This window comes from Bellilinea sp. (assembly GCF_034432615.1).
Classification (GTDB): Bacteria; Chloroflexota; Anaerolineae; order Anaerolineales; family Anaerolineaceae; genus Bellilinea.
In genome coordinates this window covers 19200-36608 of sequence record NZ_DAOUBL010000270.1, presented here as the reverse complement: position 1 = coordinate 36608, position 17409 = coordinate 19200, and the positions used below count along the sequence as shown (strand labels likewise).

The 17409-nt window shown below is 49.3% G+C and carries 14 protein-coding genes and 2 tRNA genes; 10 read left to right on the top strand and 6 right to left on the bottom strand.

The features are described from left to right. Positions 1-18 precede the first annotated feature (18 nt). From VAE48_RS12055 to VAE48_RS12030, 6 genes are all read right to left on the bottom strand, one after another. Positions 19-1728, bottom strand: a complete 1710-nt coding sequence (locus VAE48_RS12055) for a GAF domain-containing protein (RefSeq protein WP_322793572.1) — start codon at positions 1726-1728, stop codon at positions 19-21. Further along, on the bottom strand, positions 1725-3392 hold the full coding sequence (locus tag VAE48_RS12050) for a GAF domain-containing protein (RefSeq protein ID WP_322793571.1): 1668 nt from the start codon (positions 3390-3392) through the stop codon (positions 1725-1727). Before VAE48_RS12050 ends, VAE48_RS12055 begins: the two co-directional genes overlap by 4 nt. Beyond that, on the bottom strand, positions 3389-6661 hold the full coding sequence (locus tag VAE48_RS12045; protein ID WP_322793570.1) for a GAF domain-containing protein: 3273 nt from the start codon (positions 6659-6661) through the stop codon (positions 3389-3391). Before VAE48_RS12045 ends, VAE48_RS12050 begins: the two co-directional genes overlap by 4 nt. A gap of 11 nt (positions 6662-6672) precedes the next feature. Next, positions 6673-7134: a response regulator gene (locus VAE48_RS12040; protein ID WP_322793569.1), complete on the bottom strand. Its 462-nt coding sequence runs from the start codon at positions 7132-7134 to the stop codon at positions 6673-6675. Continuing rightward, positions 7131-7523 carry a response regulator gene (locus VAE48_RS12035; protein WP_322793568.1) on the bottom strand — a complete coding sequence of 131 codons (393 nt, stop codon included), beginning with the start codon at positions 7521-7523 and terminating at the stop codon, positions 7131-7133. Before VAE48_RS12035 ends, VAE48_RS12040 begins: the two co-directional genes overlap by 4 nt. Positions 7524-7932: 409 nt before the next feature. Further along, positions 7933-8004: transfer RNA gene (locus tag VAE48_RS12030), tRNA-Gly, on the bottom strand. A 125-nt stretch (positions 8005-8129) separates the two neighbouring features. On the opposite strand from VAE48_RS12030, the gene VAE48_RS12025 reads away from it, so the two are divergent. From VAE48_RS12025 to VAE48_RS11980, 10 genes are all read left to right on the top strand, one after another. Beyond that, a complete protein-coding gene (locus VAE48_RS12025) occupies positions 8130-9191 on the top strand; it encodes a rod shape-determining protein (RefSeq protein WP_416181044.1) in 1062 nt (353 codons plus the stop codon). 48 nt (positions 9192-9239) lie between these two features. Then, positions 9240-10088 carry a rod shape-determining protein MreC gene (gene mreC, locus VAE48_RS12020; protein WP_322793567.1) on the top strand — a complete coding sequence of 283 codons (849 nt, stop codon included), beginning with the start codon at positions 9240-9242 and terminating at the stop codon, positions 10086-10088. A 6-nt stretch (positions 10089-10094) separates the two neighbouring features. After that, complete coding sequence (locus VAE48_RS12015; RefSeq protein ID WP_322793566.1) at positions 10095-10595, top strand: hypothetical protein; 501 nt, start codon at positions 10095-10097, stop codon at positions 10593-10595. Positions 10596-10603: 8 nt separating this feature from the next. Continuing rightward, positions 10604-12688, top strand: coding sequence for a penicillin-binding protein 2 (gene mrdA / locus VAE48_RS12010; protein ID WP_322793565.1), 2085 nt, complete (start codon positions 10604-10606; stop codon positions 12686-12688). Positions 12689-12753: 65 nt separating this feature from the next. Beyond that, positions 12754-13482: a septum site-determining protein MinC gene (minC, locus tag VAE48_RS12005; RefSeq protein WP_322793564.1), complete on the top strand. Its 729-nt coding sequence runs from the start codon at positions 12754-12756 to the stop codon at positions 13480-13482. Positions 13483-13496: 14 nt separating this feature from the next. Beyond that, a complete protein-coding gene (gene minD, locus VAE48_RS12000; RefSeq protein ID WP_322793563.1) occupies positions 13497-14300 on the top strand; it encodes a septum site-determining protein MinD in 804 nt (267 codons plus the stop codon). Between the two features lie 2 nt (positions 14301-14302). After that, positions 14303-14569, top strand: coding sequence for a cell division topological specificity factor MinE (gene minE, locus VAE48_RS11995; RefSeq protein WP_322793562.1), 267 nt, complete (start codon positions 14303-14305; stop codon positions 14567-14569). A 20-nt stretch (positions 14570-14589) separates the two neighbouring features. After that, the gene (locus tag VAE48_RS11990) at positions 14590-15717 is read left to right on the top strand and encodes an FtsW/RodA/SpoVE family cell cycle protein (protein ID WP_322793561.1); all 1128 of its coding nucleotides are present in this window, start codon (positions 14590-14592) and stop codon (positions 15715-15717) included. 17 nt (positions 15718-15734) lie between these two features. Then, positions 15735-17249, top strand: a complete 1515-nt coding sequence (gene gltX / locus VAE48_RS11985; RefSeq protein ID WP_322793560.1) for a glutamate--tRNA ligase — start codon at positions 15735-15737, stop codon at positions 17247-17249. A gap of 41 nt (positions 17250-17290) precedes the next feature. After that, positions 17291-17361, top strand: a tRNA-Gln gene (locus VAE48_RS11980). Positions 17362-17409: the final 48 nt, after the last annotated feature.

The window sequence follows — 17409 nt, the reverse complement described above, 5'->3', positions numbered from 1 at the left end:
TGCTCTGGTAACCGATGTTCATGAAACCTCCACTGGTGGATAATCCCCTTGCTGCATCTCTTCCGGCGGAAGGATTTGTACGACTACTTCGCGTAATCCCAGTTTTTGCCTGATCTGCTGGGCGGTTGTTTTGAGGATGTGCTCAAAATCGGTGCTGGAGCGTACCTGAGTGGCAAGATCGCCAACCAGGCGCTCCCTTTCAGCGCGGAGTTGCAATTCCTCCAGCAGACGGGCTGTTTCCAGTGCGGAGCCTAAACGTTCGGCAGTCGTATTCAGTAAACGTTGAATTTCGGGAGATGGCTGACCACCCTTGAATTTGATGTTGAGCAGTCCAATCACTTCGCCACGGCTTCGGAGAGCAACCTGTACCGAATGGGGATCGGAGCTGGTTTGGCCGGCTTGATTTTCGATGGGTAGGGGGTCAAGCCGTTTACGATTGGGATCGTATCGAAAGCCGCGAATTTGGCGAGTGCGGCGAATATACATTCGCCACGATTTACGAGTCTCTGCGCGATAGCCGCTCTCCAGGTCTGCAACGGTTTGCTCCAGTTGATTAATCAGGCGAATGCGTTCCAGAGCCACTGCCAGTTGATTGGCGATGATTTGTAAGGATTGGATATCCACCTGGGTGAAGGCTTCCGGTTCGGTGGATTGAATATCCAAAGCACCCAATACCCTTTCACCGATTTTGATGGGCAGGGCAATTTCAGAGCGCGTTAACGGCAGAAGTGGATTCTTGAAGTGGACGGCATCCTTACCTACATCTAGCGCAATGCGGGCTTCACCGCGCGCAACCACATTACCCACAATCCCTTCCTCGCCTTTCTTCAAGCGGTGACCCTGGGCGAGCATTTTCTCACCTGCTTCTCCTAAAGCTGAAACCAAAACGGCATACTCATCTGCCTCGTCCATGAGGAAAATACCAGCATGATAATATCCCAGCCGTTCGCGGATCAGTTGGATGGTAGTGCGCATCAGGTTTTCCTGATCGGTTTCCATTGAGATTTGATGGGCAATCTCGCCGGCAGTTTCCATCAGGCTGGTCTGGCGGGTGAGCAAGCGAGTGCGTTCTTCAATACGCGCTTCCAGATTTTTCCTTTCCTCTTCCAGCATACGGGTAAGTTCATTTTCTGAAGCGGCGGCTTTGGTGTAAGCCTTGAGAAGGTATCCACTAATGATGGCTAAAGACCAGTTAACCAGAACATACGCAGCGATCACTCCCACTAAGGTTTCAAGCGCAATTGACTGAGATGCTAAACCGAGCGGCCGCAGCCAACCAAAATACTGAGAAACACCCACCATGACGATCAGAGCCGAACTAAAAATGAACGAGAATCTGCCGGCATTATCATTCCAAAATGTGAAGGCGGTTTGCACTGCCATCAGGAAGACGAAAATGGCGATGCTTTGTACTCCCCAAACCAGCGATAGGGCAATGCCAATGAGCAGATAATAACCAAATAACAGAATGACTCGTGTACGAGCCGGCAGACTTTGGCGAAAAGTGATGATCAGGATGACAACCAGAAGGGGAGCGAGCGCCAGAGGAATGAGGACTTGCCGGTTGAGTGCATTCAGAAAGGCGATCCCCAGGTAAGCGGTCAGGCTGATAATGCTGGTCAGGTTGAGAATCGGTTGGAGGGCGTTTCTCAGGTCTAAAACTCCCTCCTGCCGGTTGAGAGCGGAGGATAAAGAAAACAATGGGCGGGTAGGTGAACTTTCACTCATCCTTGGACTTCCTCCATTCGATCTTCAACCGGTGGAATAAGCTGGACGCTTACCTCGGCAACATTGGGAAGGTGACCAATTTCACGAAGAGCAGCTTTAAGGATCTGGTCAACTGTGTTGGCACGCGAAAACTGGGCAGTCAACTCACTGAGACGTTGCTCTTCAAGTGCGCGGCGTTGTGTTTCCTGAATCAGACGTGCGTTTTCGAGAGCTATTGCGGTTTGGTTGATAACACCGTCAATAAATTCCATCTCCTCTGGCGTCAGGCTTTTCTCTCCCAGATCAAGGGTCAAACTGCCAATTGCCTGCTCACGGAGGGTCAAGGGGATGTGGATTTGATTGGATTGATTACCAGTATGAGCAGCGGAAGGGTTGTGATAGCTGTATTCCAGTTTACCGTGTAAAGCGACTGCATCTTCCCAGGCCTGCATCAAGTAAGCCCGATTGAGAGCGCGAATTTCTTCCAGGTTTTGCTGGGTTTCCTGAAAGAGGCGGGCATTTTCCAGCGCGGTAGCCAGCGAGTCGGCGATTCCCATCAGAATGCGGATATCGTCTTCATCAAAGGCTTCGGGTTGGGTAGATTGAATAGTGAGAGCGCCCAAACAACTGCCGCGGCTGACAATGGGTAACGCCATTTCTGAGCGGGTCAGGGGAAGGTAAGGGTTGTTGAAACGAACCGCCTCTGCGCCGGTGTCAAGGGCAATTCGGGGTTCTTTACGCGCGGTTGCCCAACCGATCATCGAGTTACCACCGACAGCCAGTCTATGCCCGGCTGAAATCATCTGGCGGCCGGCATCACCCGTACCTGCCTTGAGCACGGCAAATTCACCGCGTTCGTCAATCAGAAAGATACCGGCATAATAAAGATCAAATTCCTTTTGAATTAAGTCTACGGATTGTTGTAAAAGGGTATCCGGGTCAAGAAACGTGTTGACCGCTCTGGCGATCTCTGCTGCAGTACGGATCTGATTCAGGCGGCGCTGCAGGGCAGCAGTTCGTTCTTCGACGTTCTTTTCCAGATTCAAGCGGGCTGCATTCAACTGCATGGTCAGGGTGCGTTGCTGCAGTAACGAGCTTTGCAAGCCATTGAGAATGGTGTAAATGGATAAAAGAATGAATCCGCCAACGATACTGAAATGGACGGCAACATTGACCCAGTTGCTGAAACTTATTGAGTTCAAAAGTGTTTCCCGCAAAGGCTGGCTCATGCCGCCGTAGTTCATTCCATAACCCATCCCAACTACGGTAACAAATGCCAAAAGGATGGTAAAAATACCGGCGCGCACCCCCCACAAAATACCCGTGATGAAAATAATAGCCAGTACATACGCTACGGCATTCCGCGTTACCCCATATACAACCATATTTTGGATTGCCAACCCATACAAGACCAGTACGATGGTGAACGTGCGCAGGTTGAAGGATAATTTTCTCGCAACGGGCAGCGCCAAGGCAATCAGCAACGCAGCGGAATAGAGAATTATGGATGTGCGGTCCTGATATTGAATTGCGCGTTGTATGGCAAGGTAGTAAATGACAATACCCCCCAGCGCAAACAAGAGCAGGGTTGTTTGTAAAATACGCTCACGCCATGTAGCCAGCTCACCCTGGCGGGAGATATGCGGAGGGGTATATGCGGGATTGATTTGCCGGATGAAGTTCATTTGCCGTTTCCTTCAGGGTGATAACCGTTGTTGTTACCGGGTGGTTCGAGTTGCGAATCCTCACTTTCAGTTGATAAACTCTGTTGAATTGGGTTGATTCGGATATGGGCTGTGCGAGCACCAACCGCCCGGCTGATTTCATTGACTGAAGTACGAAGAATGGTTTCAATATCTACCGAACGGCGAATTTTACTGGTGATTTCATAAAGCATGCGTTGTCGTTCTACCTGCTGGCGGATTTGATCCACCAGGCGGGCATTGGTGAGGATGGCTCCCAACGAGTCACCCAATGATCCGATGATTTCCTGATCGTTTTCATCAAAGCGTTCCAGATGGTCGGATTCCAGACAAAGAACACCCAATAAATCCTCTGAGAAAAGGACTGGCACGGAAAGGGCCGAGCGTGTTTCGGGGTGAACGGCCGGTGATTCTGCACCAATAGGTAGATGACTGACCCTGATTGGATGCCGTTCCCTGGCGGCTACTGCTGGAAGTTGTTTGCTGGTTTGGATGTTAAATTGATTGACTTCCAACCCCTCATATCCAAGGGCGGTATGCAGAAACAGGTTGCCTTCTTGATCGGCGAGATAAAACGCAACACGTTCCTCTCCCAGGGCTGTACGCAGGTTGGAGACGGTTCGCTGAATGGCTTCGCTGACGTTGGTACTGGTCGAGGCTGCTGTGGTCATCTGGTGCAACAAACGATGCTTAACCAGATTTTCTTGTGCCCGGGCGTAAAGATTGGCGTTTTCGAGTGCCATCGAGAGCTGATCGGCCAGAATTTCCAGCGTATGAATATCTTCGGTTTGGAAGGCATTAACCCGGTCGCTTTGCACATCCAGCGCGCCGATCACCCGATTGGCAGTTTTTAGGGGCACCACCAGTTCCGAACGAGTATCCGGCAAGAGGGGGTTAGGGTAATAATTGGGATTTTGGCGGGTGTTGTTGGAAACAACTGTTTCGGCTTTGGCAACCGCCTGTCCAACCAGGGAGCGGGAACCAACAGCCAACCGATGGCCGGCCGCCTTCATTTTTTGCCCAATTTCGCCGGAAGCTTCGTGTAACACAGCATATTTTCCGCTAGGATCAACCAGAAATACCGAGGCATGGTAATAACCAAATCGTTCGCGGATCAGATTGGTAGCGTTAATCAGCACCTGCTCAGCCTGCAATGAGGATGCCACGTCGCGCGCGATTTCGGCAGCAGTGAGCAACTGTTGTGCCTGCCGATTGCTCAGGTTTTCTGTTTTCTTCAATTCCGTAATGTCTTGTGAAATGACCAGCAAAGCGTAGGGGGACCTGTCGGAAGTATCGGTGTTCGAAAAGAGAGGCACGCGAGAAACCAACTCCCAAAGCGTTTCTCCGTTTTCGGCGTGGTACTCGACCATCTCGCCAATTATTGGAATGCCGGAAGTGATTACCTGCATGTCTTTCTGGTGACGAAGGCTGCCGGCTTCACCGGGGATTAATTCTTCATCGGTGTAACCGCTGATCTCGCTGGCGGAGGAATGTCCAAGGCTGGCAATGAAGGAGTTGGAAACGCGCAGGTAGCGACCCCCTTGATCTTTGAAATAAATCTTTTCGGGCACATTTTCAAGAAGGGCGTTCAGCAGAGTGTGTTCCTGATCGAAAGCCTGCAGGGTGGAAGTCATACTTTCAACCAGTTGAGCATTGCGAATCGAAATGGCAATTTGGGGGGCGATGGTTTCCAATAAAATCAGGTCTTTTTCGGAAAAGCGTTCTTCTTTCTGGTTATCCTGTACGATAATTGCGCCGAGCACCTGCCCGCCCAACATGAGCGGTACGCCCAACCATGATTTGGCGGGTTTCCCAATAATTTTTGCTCCAAGGCGCATGGCGTCGCGTTCGACATCCGAAACCGCATACATGAATTTATACGCATTCCAGCTGGCGGGTAAGTCTTTTGGTTCGAACTTTAAGGGTAGCAGGAGTGATTTTCGATTTTGAATGATGTAAGAAGTCAGTCCTTCACCCAACGGAAAAGGAGGAATCGAAGCGAGTTTGCCATCTTCGAAATGGTAAGGGAAGCGGATGATTTGATGGACATCATCGTAAAGGGCAATGGAGAATGCCAAATCAGGGCCAATTTGCTCGGTAACTTTTTGATGGACGAGTTGATAGAGAGGTTGAAGATTAAACTCGTTACTGATTGCCTGACTGATACTGGTCAGGGTTTCGTAAGCCGACATCTGGTTGCGCAAATTACGGATATTGCCGAGTTTTTCCAGCACCGCGCTGACAGTTTGGGAGAGGTGAATAAAAGGCTGTAAATTGACCGCTGAAAGCGGGGTTGGTTTACGGGAACCGATGATGAGCAGCCTGACTACCCGCTGATTGATCACCAAGGGAAAAATCGCTATTGAGTTACAGTTTCTGCTTTCAAATAAGGAGAAGAGCTCGCTGAGTGCGCTGATTTCCTCTTTTTGTTCAAGAATGAGGTACTCTTTACCTGAGAATAAGGTTTGGGGATTTTCAATTTGGATTGTAGTTCCCTTGAACGATTTATCGGAAAGGCGGCCTTGCCGGTCGAGGATATTCATCAGACGCAGTGTGTTGGGGTAAAGGTCAAAGAAGGCAGAAACAAAATCCAGTTTGGATAAAGTCTCTTCCAGAATCTGATTGACCTGAGCTTCATCATTGGCATGGTTGATTCGCTGAGCAGCGTTGTATACCAGATTTTCTTCCTGACGATCAAATTCAAATGGTTCAAAGGCAAATACGCCCCCAATAGATTCTCGCACTTCATCATCCAGTGAGAGGTCCACTCCGGACTCAACCAGACCTGAATCCGGGTCGGTGCTTTGGGAAATGGACAGGCGCTCAATTTTCCGGTACATGAGCCCCAGTTCGTTGCGAAGCATGTTGAGAGCGTAGGCCAATTTGCCAATTTCATCTTTGCTCTGGACGTTAAATTTTTGACTCCAGTCACCGTTGGCAAGTTTTTCCGTTTGGGAGGAGAGATTTTCAATGGGTACAATAAAAACCTGAAGGAATAACCACACCAATCCCGCACCAACCAACCCGCTGATTCCCAAACCCGCCCAAAATACTGGGTGTGAAAGAAGCGAAACTAAGCCAGTTTGTCCGGTTGCAGCCGACTGCACTAAATAAGCTGTGAGTAAAGTAGAAGCAATTGAAAGCACAAGCGGGAGGCTTATCAGCATCAGTAAAAATAAAAATGCCTTTTGCCTGATGCGGTTGGAAAACGAAGGGGATGATTTGCGGGACGGGGCGGGTGAATTCTTCATTGGAAGGGTTTTTACTCCATTTCCCAAACAGGTTCACCGGCAAGAATGCGTTGGATTTGATCGGGGAAGCGATCCGGGTCGAGCGGTTTACCCAAGAAACCATCAAAACCTGCTTTCCGGGCTTTGTTCATTTGCTCCAGGCTGGCTTCAGCAGTAACGGCAACCACGGGAACATTCTTGAAACGATCCGATTGCCGAATTTTATTGAAGGCGGAGTATCCATCTTCGTAAGGCAGGCGGATGTCCATCAAAATCAGATCTAAGCGGGGGAGTGTATCTGCAAATTCGACAACTTCGTAACCTGAGGTTTTCCATTCACAATGAATTCCTAAAAAGCCCAGCATGCGGGCAATCAGTACGAAGTTGGAGACATTATCTTCAACTACCAGAACGGTGATGTCTTTAAGCAGGCTGCCGGTTGTGCCTGGAGCTGAAACCGGTTTTTGAGGGTTTTGATTGGGGGTGGTATTCATAGCTGCTTACTGCCTTTTCCATTCAAATATTGATAAATTTGTTCGATAAAAGTATCAATATCAATAGGTTTTTCAATATATCCGTCACAACCAGCGCGGAGTGTGCGTTCTTTATCGCCGCGCATCACATTGGCAGTCAGTGCAATGATCGGTATTTGACTGGTGGAAGAAGTGGATTTGATTTGCCGGGTGAGGGTGTAGCCGTCAATTTCCGGCATGTTAATGTCCATCAGAATTAAGTCTGGAGTGTTGGATTCCAACAAATCTAAAGCCTGATGGGCATTTTCGGCTTCCAGTACCAAAAAACCCTCATGTTCCAACAAACGACGAACCAGCATTCGATTGTCAAAATTGTCTTCGATATAGAGAATTCTCTTTCCTGCGGACATAAGATGAAGCACTCCTTGACTAATGAGAGAGCAAAGCAGGTGGGATTAATTCAGAAAAGTTCCGGTTAAATTATAGTATTTTCTTGGAGCTGGCTCATCATCCCTTGCATTATTGTTAAGTTATTGAAAAATAAAACAAACCGGCTGGTGCAAGGAACTTGCCAGTCGGTGGTAAAAAAATTGAGTTACTGAGCGGGTGATGGGACTCGAACCTTTGCTTGGCCTTAACGGTGTAGCCCATTGATTGGCGAGACAAGATAAAATCCGTCCATGCGTCATTGAGTTGGACGGCGGCAATGTTAAAAACTTGCCCGGTGATAGCAAACGGTCTTTTGGAATTTGTAGAACCCATGTTCACCGCCATATATTGGGATTGGCGGCGGTTTCAGGGCGTCTGACCCCCAAATAGAGCGGGTGATGGGACTCGAACCCACGACATTTTGCTTGGGAAGCAAACGTTCTACCGCTGAACTACACCCGCATTGTGATTGGGATTATATGCTCTTGAAGGGAGAATGTCAAGCACCGTAATATGCTCTATGGTATAATTTTTGATTGATCTGCGTATAAAAATTACAAAATCCATAATGGATTGAGGAGAATAATTTGGCTTTCAATCCTTTCAACTGGCTGATGGGATTGTTTTCTCTGGATATTGGCATTGACCTTGGAACAGCCAACACGCTGGTCAATGTACGGGGTAAAGGAATTGTCATCAACGAACCATCCTGGGTAGCGATTGAAAAACGAACTCGCCGCCCGCTCGCCATTGGATTACAAGCAAAAGAAATGGTCGGGCGCACTCCTGCCAATGTGATTGCGGTGCGCCCCTTGCGTGATGGTGTCATCTCAGAGTTTGAAATTACTCAGGCTATGCTGGGTTATTTTATTGGAAAAGCTCATCAACAGTCCGTAGTGCCCATGCCGCGGCCGCGAGTAGTGGTAGGCATTCCTTCGGGGGCAACCGAGGTTGAAAAGAGAGCCGTGTATGACGCGGCCATGTCTGCCGGGGCGCGGGAGACTTACCTGATCGAAGAGCCGCGCGCTGCCGCATTAGGTGCAGGTTTGCCTGTTGCTGAAGTTCAAGGGAGTATGATTGTGGATATCGGCGGCGGCACAACCGAAGTGGCAATTATTTCAATGGGCGGAATTGTGGTTTCGCGTTCATTGCGGGTTGCCGGCGATGAGATGGATCAAGATATCATCCAGTACATCCGCAATAAGTATAATTTATTCATTGGCGAAAGAATGGCAGAACTGGTGAAAATGCAGGTTGGATCGGCTTACCCACTGCCGGAAGAAAAGACCATGAGTGTCCGCGGTAGAAATCTGGTAAGCGGATTGCCGGAAACACTGGAAATCTCATCGGTTGAAATTCGCGAAGCAATATCTGGTTCCGTTCAGGTGATTGTGGATACCATCAAAGACGCAATTGATGAGGCGCCGCCGGAAATTGTGGCAGATTTGATTGAAACGGGCGTTTGTCTGGCGGGCGGTGGTGCGCAATTACAGGGACTGGTTGAACGATTGGCTGATGAATTGCATTTACGGGTATGGGTGGCGGAAGATCCGATGACCTGTGTGGCGCGTGGTGCCGGGATGATCCTTGAGGATCTCGATAAATATGCCGATTTTCTGGTTGGATTGGATCGAACGGGCAGCCGATAACCAGCCATTGTACCTCTGGTTATTGTGTGATAAAGTGCTGGGCAAGACATGAAAACATCCGGTTCTGGATTCTGGCAAACCGCAACACTGCTGCTGGTAGGGGTGGGGCTGGTTTTGTTTGCCTTAAGCGGTTACATGACCCCGCTATTTGGAAGTGTGCTTTCACCGCTGGTCAATATTCAAGAATGGCTGGCAACCCGCTATATTGCTGTTTATGAATTTGTTACCGTGCCGCGGGATGTGGCTACCCTCAGGGCGCGAAATCAACAACTGGAGCAGGAAGTTACCAATCTGCAATCTCAAATTATCGAATTACAACAGCAATTGCGTGAAGCACAGGTTTTGTATGCCCTGCTGGATTTTGCCCGATCCAATCCCCAGGGTGGGCAGTATGTGGCGGCTGCTGTGGTCGGCAAAGATCCAAATCCTTTCCTGAAATACATTTTCATTGATCGAGGTTCGGATGATGGACTGCGTCGTGGTATGCCGGTGATCACAAACCAGGGTTTGGTTGGGCAGGTAGACGCAGTAACTGCCACTGCAGCCAGAGTGAGGCTGATTACGGATCCTTCCTCGGTTGTGAATGTGCGCATTGAACCACATCGTAGTGAGGCGCAACTGGTCGGTTCTGTTACTGGCGATTTGATCGTTGAAATGGTGTCGCAGGATGCCCCCCTGCAGCCAGGTGATCTTGTACTGACTTCCGGTCTGGGCGGAACTTTCCCGTCCGACTTGTTGATTGGGCAGGTCATCTCTGTACGAAAACAGTCAAATGAGTTGTTTCAGTCTGGGGCTGTTCAGCCGGTTGTTGATTTTTCTACATTGCAAGCCGTGCTGGTGATCACCAACTTCAGGCCGGTGGATTTTTCTCCGTTAATCCCAACCACTTCACCTTGATTTGAGATGCTGGTCTCTCTGCTGGGTATTCCAATTTTCACCGTCTTGCTGATGCTACAACTGGCAATTGTCAGTCGCCTGCCGCTGCTTCAGGGAACGGCTGATTTACTCATGTTGTTTGTGATCGGTTGGGCGCTGCATGAGCGAGTCAAACACGCCTGGCAATGGGCGTTGATCGGCGGTATCATGGTTTCGCTGGTTTCGGCGACCCCTTTTTTTGCTCCTCTGGCGGCTTATTTGATTACAACCGGAATTGGAAGACTTTTACAAAGGCAGGTCTGGCAGACCCCGATTCTGGCAATGCTGCTTTTGACGGTTTTAGGAACACTCATTTATCATGGTATCACCTTCGTTGCTTTGTTCTTTAACGGAACAACGCTCCCTGTTCAAGAGAGTATCTCTCTGGTAACATTGCCGAGTACTCTGCTTAATTTAATTTTTGCTCTGCCCATTTTTGTAATTGTCAATGACCTCGCTCATTGGGTTTATCCGGTTGAAGTAATTTAATCCGAAACATGAACGAAAATACTCCTGCTCCTGAACCTCAGTTGCTTAGTGGTTGGCGCTTGATTACCACTTATGTTGTGATTGGCGGTTTGATTGCATTCTATTTGTTTCGGTTGTTCACCATTCAGATTCTTCAAAGTCAAGCCTATCTGATTCGAGCGGAAGATAACCGAACAAATATTGTCCGCCTGCCAACCCAGCGCGGGTTGATTTTTGACCGGAATGGTACCGTACTGGCGCGAAATGTGGCTTCGTATAATGTAGTTATCACACCAGCAAACCTGCCGACCGATGAAGGTGCTGTTCAGGAGGTATATCGCCGATTGTCCGCATTGATCAATGTGCCCGTCAACAACGGGGAGATCAATGAGGAAACTGTCCGCAACTTCACGCCATGTTTCAACGATTTGGGAATTGCACAAATTGTGTTTATCGGCGACTCACTGGCACCATTCAGCCCGGTACGAGTCAAATGTAATATTGATGAAACGACCGCCATGGTCATTCGTGAGAAGAGCGCCGACCTGCCGGGTGTAGAAATTGAAATCGAACCGATTCGGGATTATCCAACTGGCGTACTTACCTCAACCATTGTTGGGTTTTTGGGACCGATTCCGGCAATTGAACAGGATTACTGGGAAAGCCTTGGCTTTGTCGCCAATCGCGATAAAGTGGGGTACGCCGGCGTGGAAAACAGCCTGAATGATATCTTAATGGGTAAAAACGGGCGGCGAGTTGTGGAAGTGGATAATGCCGGTAAAATCATTCGCGATGTTGAACCTCCCATTGAACCGGTACCGGGTAATAATATCCACCTGACGATTGACGTTCGGCTGCAATCGGCGGCGCGGGCGGCATTGTTGAACAATATGCAATTTTACAATATCCGCGTTGGAGATCCGGACCGTTACACGCAAGGGGTGGTGATCGTGATGGATGTTCGTACCGGTGAGATTCTGGCGCTGGTTTCTCACCCGACTTTTGAAAATAACCGTATGGCGCGTTTCATACCCGCTTATTATTATGAACAATTGACTCGTGACCCGGCCCGTCCGCTCTTTAACCATGCGATTTCTGCGGAACATTCACCGGGTTCAGTTTATAAACTGTCAACCGCCATAGGAGCATTAAATGAAGGGGTGGTTACTCCGGAACAGGAGATCTTTGATCCGGGTGTGATTAAACTGGAACAGCGCTTTGCCCCCAACGATCCCCGCCCCCGTTTTGAGGAGTATGTGTGTTACACCTACAAAACCACCGGCGAAGGCCATGGGGACGTTAATTTTGTTAAAGGAGTGGGGGTTTCCTGCAATGTATATTTTTATAAACTGGGCGGCGGCTACCAGAACGAGGTACCGAACGGCGGATTAGGGATTTGGCGCCTTAAAGAATATGCTCAGGCGTTGGGATATGGGCGAACATTTGGCATAGAACTGCCGGGGGAAGCAGATGGACTAGTGCCGGACCCAACCTGGAAACGGCGTTCGGTTGGCGAAAACTGGGCAACCGGAGATACCTACCTGGCAGCAGTCGGTGAAGGGTATGACCTGGCAACACCCCTCCAGGTATTGGTTTCTGCGGCGACGATTGCCAATAACGGCCGAATGATGAAACCTACCCTCATTCATGAAATTACCAATAGCGAAGGAGAGGTCATCCGTCCGTTTGTTCCCCAGGTCATTTGGGACATCACCAAAGACCCCGTGATCAATATCTATGATGAAAACTTCTTCCAAACGGGGGAAAAGAAAACTGTTCAGCCGTGGGTGTTGGAAGAGGTACGCAAAGGTATGCGTTACACAACCGTCGAAGGTACGGCATCTCTGATTTTTGCTGGAGCTACTTTTGAGTCGGCTGGTAAAACCGGCACAGCTGAGTATTGTGACAACGTTGCCCGCGAAAAAGGGTTGTGTCAGCGCGGCAACTGGCCATCCCATGCTTGGTATGTTGGTTTTGCGCCCTATAACAATCCCGAAATTGCGGTGGTAGCTTTTGTCTATAACGGTGGCGAAGGTGCGGTACTGGCTGCGCCAGTGGTCAGGCGAACCATGGAAGCCTACTTTGAACTAAAAAAGATTGATGAAGGTGAATGAAAACTGAGGAAAGCCACCCCCATTTTTGCAACACAGGCGGGCGGGCTTTGCTATAATGGATATTTATGATTACTAGAACGACGAATCCGGAAGAACAGGCCGGCTACAAGCCCGGCAGCGAGAAAGATTCCGCCATCACGATCAAAGGAATTCGAGAAGGATTGCTGGTGACTTTAGGCGATGGTGACTGGGAAACTTTACAGGAACGGTTATTAAAACAGATCGAAGAAAAAGGGGCTTTCTTTCGCGGGGCGCGAATGGCGTTGGATGTTGGAAATCGTATCCTTCACGCTGCCCAAATGGGTGCTTTGCGCGACCGCCTTTCTGATCGTGAAATTTCTCTCTGGGCGGTCGTCAGCAATTCCCCGGTAACCGAGCGGACCGCTCAAGTTTTGGGATTGGCAACCCGACTTTCCACCCCAAAACCGGAGCGGGTTATCCGTCAGATGGATACCCAATTGCCCGGCGAGGATGCGATATTAATTCAACGGACGCTGCGGTCGGGATTTCGGGTTTCGACGCATGGTCATGTAGTGGTCATCGGCGATGTGAATCCCGGGGCAGAAATCATTGCTGACGGGAATGTTGTCATCTGGGGAAGACTGCGTGGGACGGTGCATGCTGGGGCGCAAGGGAATGAACACAGCGTAGTGTGCGCATTGGAAATGAACCCAACCCAACTTCGCATAGCCAATCTTTTTTATGCGCCACCTTCCAAAAAGAAAAATAAAGGTGCTGAAATGGCACGGGTTGTGAAAAATGAAATTGTTACAGAACCATGGAATACCAGGTGAATCAGGGGAGGAGAATGACTGCTAAAGTACTTACCGTGACATCCGGAAAGGGTGGGGTGGGAAAAACCACCACCACTGCCAATATTGCCGTTGCTCTGGCGGGCTTATCTTACAAGGTGGTTTGCATTGATGCGGATATCGGGTTGCGCAATTTGGACGTAGTGCTTGGACTGGAAAACCGCATCGTTTATGACCTGGTAGATGTTGTTGAAGGGCGCTGCCGTTTGCGGCAAGCGATGATCCGTGATAAGCGTTTGCCCGAACTTTACCTGATTCCTGCGGCTCAAACGCGGGATAAAAACGCCGTGTCGCCTAGTGATATGGTTCGTCTGTGCGATGAATTGCGCAATGAAGCAGATTGGATTTTGATTGACTCCCCTGCCGGGATTGAACGTGGTTTTCGTAATGCACTTGCCCCAGCGGATGTGGTGGTGGTGGTGACCAATCCAGAAGTTTCAGCCGTACGGGATGCAGATCGAATCATCGGCTTGATTGAGGCGGAAGAGAAGGGTCCTGCCCGTTTGATTTTGAATCGGGTTAACATGAATCTGGTCAAGCGCGGAGATATGCTCAACGCCGATGATGTGCTGGAATTGCTGGCAGTTGAATTAATTGGTATTGTTCCGGAAGATGAGGCAGTGGTTGTTTCCACCAATCGCGGGCAGCCGGTTGCGCTGGATGGCAAAAGCAAAGCCGGATTGGCTTTCCAGAATATTGCGCGACGCCTGAATGGTGAACAGGTGCCGTTCCTCAGTCTGGAAGAAAAGGATGGATTTTTTGCCCGCCTTGGCCGAATGTTCCGTACAGGAGGTGCTTAATTATGGCAGGCTGGCTGGAACAACTGCTGGGTAAGAAAGATAAAAGCGCTGAACAAGCCAAAGAAAGATTGAAACTGGTCTTGATTCACGACCGGACGGATTTGACTCCCCACCAATTGGAATTAATGAAAAACGAATTGCTGGAAGTTATTTCACGGCATGTGGCCATTGATCCCGCGGCGGTGAGAATTGATATGGCGCAGGACGGGCGGGAGCAGCGCTTGATTGCCGATATTCCGCTCAAACCCGCCAATGCCCGCCGGAGATAGCAATAAGAAAAAAATAAAAAATGTTGAGACGGGAAATCTGGCGTCATTTTGATTACTGGTTATTTGGTGCGGTATTAATCCTGAGCGTGTTTGGGATTGTGATGATCCGCTCAGCCATTGCTGGCAACCAAGAACTGGCTGGTTCGGTACAAAGCCAGACCATTTATGTTGCATTAGGAATGGGGATCATCCTTGTTGTGGCCTCAATTAATTATCGAACGTGGTCTTCACTTTCCCGCTTGATGTACATTTTTGGGGTTGTGATGTTGATTGGGATTAATATCATTGGCGAAGCGGCGTTTGGCTCAACGCGCTGGTTTCGCGCAGGTGTGATCAACATTCAACCATCCGAACTGGCCAAGATCATCATGATCATTGTACTGGCAGATTACTTTTCCCGTACAGCCGGTCAGCCAAAGAACTTGATCTGGATTGGTAAAAGTGCGTTGATGACCTTTGGGATGGTAGTCTGGATTTTACTGCAACCCAACCTTAGCACTTCCATTGTGGTCATTGTTATCTGGTTTGCGTTGTTGTGGATTAGCGGCTTGCCCACCCGCTATATGATTATTTTTGGAGTGGCTGGTATTTTGATTTTTGCGGCGCTGGTCGGCTTGCTGGCAGCAGGTGTTGATGTGCCATTTATAGAGCCGTATCAGGTCAATCGGATCGTGAACTTCTTGTTCCCGGACCCAAACGCCCGCCATGGTGAAACCTACAACATCGAACAGGCTCTGATCACAATTGGGAATGGTGGGTTGTTCGGGAAAGGATACGGAGCCGGCACACAGGTGCAGTTGCGTTTTCTTAAAGTCCGTCACACCGACTTTATCTTTTCGGCGATGGCGGAAGAATTTGGATTTATCGGCACCACCATGATTATCGGATTGCTGGTTTTTGTGGTCATCCGCTGTTTAAGGGTGGCTCAAAAGGCAAGCGACACTTTCGGTAGTTTAATAGCTTATGGCATCGCTATATTGATTTTCTTTCAAATGGCAGTCAATATCGGAGTCAACCTAAACGTTCTGCCGGTAACAGGTTTGACCTTACCATTTATCAGTTATGGCGGTAGTTCGTTAATTTCATTGGTTCTGGGGATTGGATTGGTGGAAAGTGTGGCTGCCCATAGCCAGACCTTAGATTTCTGAAATTTTCAAGGAGCATTATGGCTGAATCATTATCACCTGTGCGTGTCCGTTTTGCGCCTTCACCAACCGGGCATTTACACATTGGGGGGGCGCGTACTGCGCTTTACAATTACCTGATTGCCCGAAAAACTGGCGGGCAATTCATCTTGCGGATTGAGGATACGGATCGGAAACGTTATGTCCCCGGCGCTGAAGAAGAAATCATTAACGGATTACGCTGGCTTGGATTGGAGTGGGACGAAGGTCCAGATAAAGGGGGACCTTTTGGCCCTTACCGCCAATCGGAGAGAAAAGAAATTTACCAACGATACGCCCGCCAGCTGATTGAAGAGGGGAAAGCCTATTATTGCTTTTGTTCATCGCAGAGATTAGAGGCGGTTCGGCAGGAGCAGTTGAGCCGGAAAGAATCACCGCGCTACGATGGTACCTGCCGAAGACTTGACCCGGGTGAAGCAAAAACGCGTGCAATGGCAGGTGAACCGCATGTGATTCGCTTCAAGACGCCGCAGGAGGGAACCACAACGGTCACCGATTTGCTGCGCGGAGAAATCACGGTCGAGAATCGGGTGTTGGACGACTACATTCTGGTCAAATCGGATGGGTTGGCTCTATACCATCTGGCAGCAGCGGTAGATGATCACCTGATGAAGATTACGCACGTTATTCGCGGTTCAGAATGGTTGCCCACCTTTCCATTGCATGGTTTGATTCACCGTGCCTTTGGCTGGCAGGAACCGGTCTGGGTTCACCTTTCTGTGTTCCTCAAACCGAGCGGAAAAGGCAAGATGAGCAAACGGGAATCAGCGGAGTTAATCAAGGATGGGTACTCCATTTTCATCAAGGATCTGCAGGGTTTGGGTTATTTACCCGAAGCGGTGGTCAACTGGATTGCGCTGATGGGCTGGAGTTATGACGATCATACTGAGTTCTTCACTCTGGAAGATTTAATCGAAAAATTCAGTTTGGAGCGATTAAACCCTGCGCCGGCAGCCATTAATTTCACCAAATTTGACCATTTCAATGGATTGCATATTCGCCATTTACCAATTGAAGAACTGGCCAAACGGGTCAAGCCGTTTCTGGTGGATAAGGGATTTGCGGTATCAGACGACGTGTTACTTAAAATAATCCCATTGATCCAGGAACGCTTGCACACCCTGGATGAGGCTCCTGAAATTGCCGGTTTCTTTTTTATGGAGGATGTTCAGCCGGCTGCTGAGGATTTACTGGTAAAAGATTTGACGATCCAACAGAGTCGCGAACTGGCCGAAAAGGTTTTGGAAATCTTGAGAGGTTTGCCGGATTTGCAGGTATCCACCGCCGAACCTCCTCTGCGCCAATTTGTGGAAGAAACCGGCTTGAAACCAGCTCAGGTTTTTGGGCTGATACGGGCGGCGGTTACCGGTCAAAAAGTCAGCCCGCCATTATTTGAGAGTATGGAAATTATCGGGAAAGAAACCGTGATTCAAAGAATGGAAAAGGCGGTTGTCTTCCTGAAACAAATGGAAGAACAAGCCGCCGCGCAAGCCTAGACAGCCTTATGGAATAGTGATAGAATGTGGCACGTTAGATTTGGGGGCTCGTCCAACGGCAGGACAGCAGACTCTGGATCTGTTGATAGGGGTTCGAATCCTCTGCCCCCAGCCTGATGGCGTAAGCACCCTTTCGAGAGGGTGCTTTTCTCTAATACAC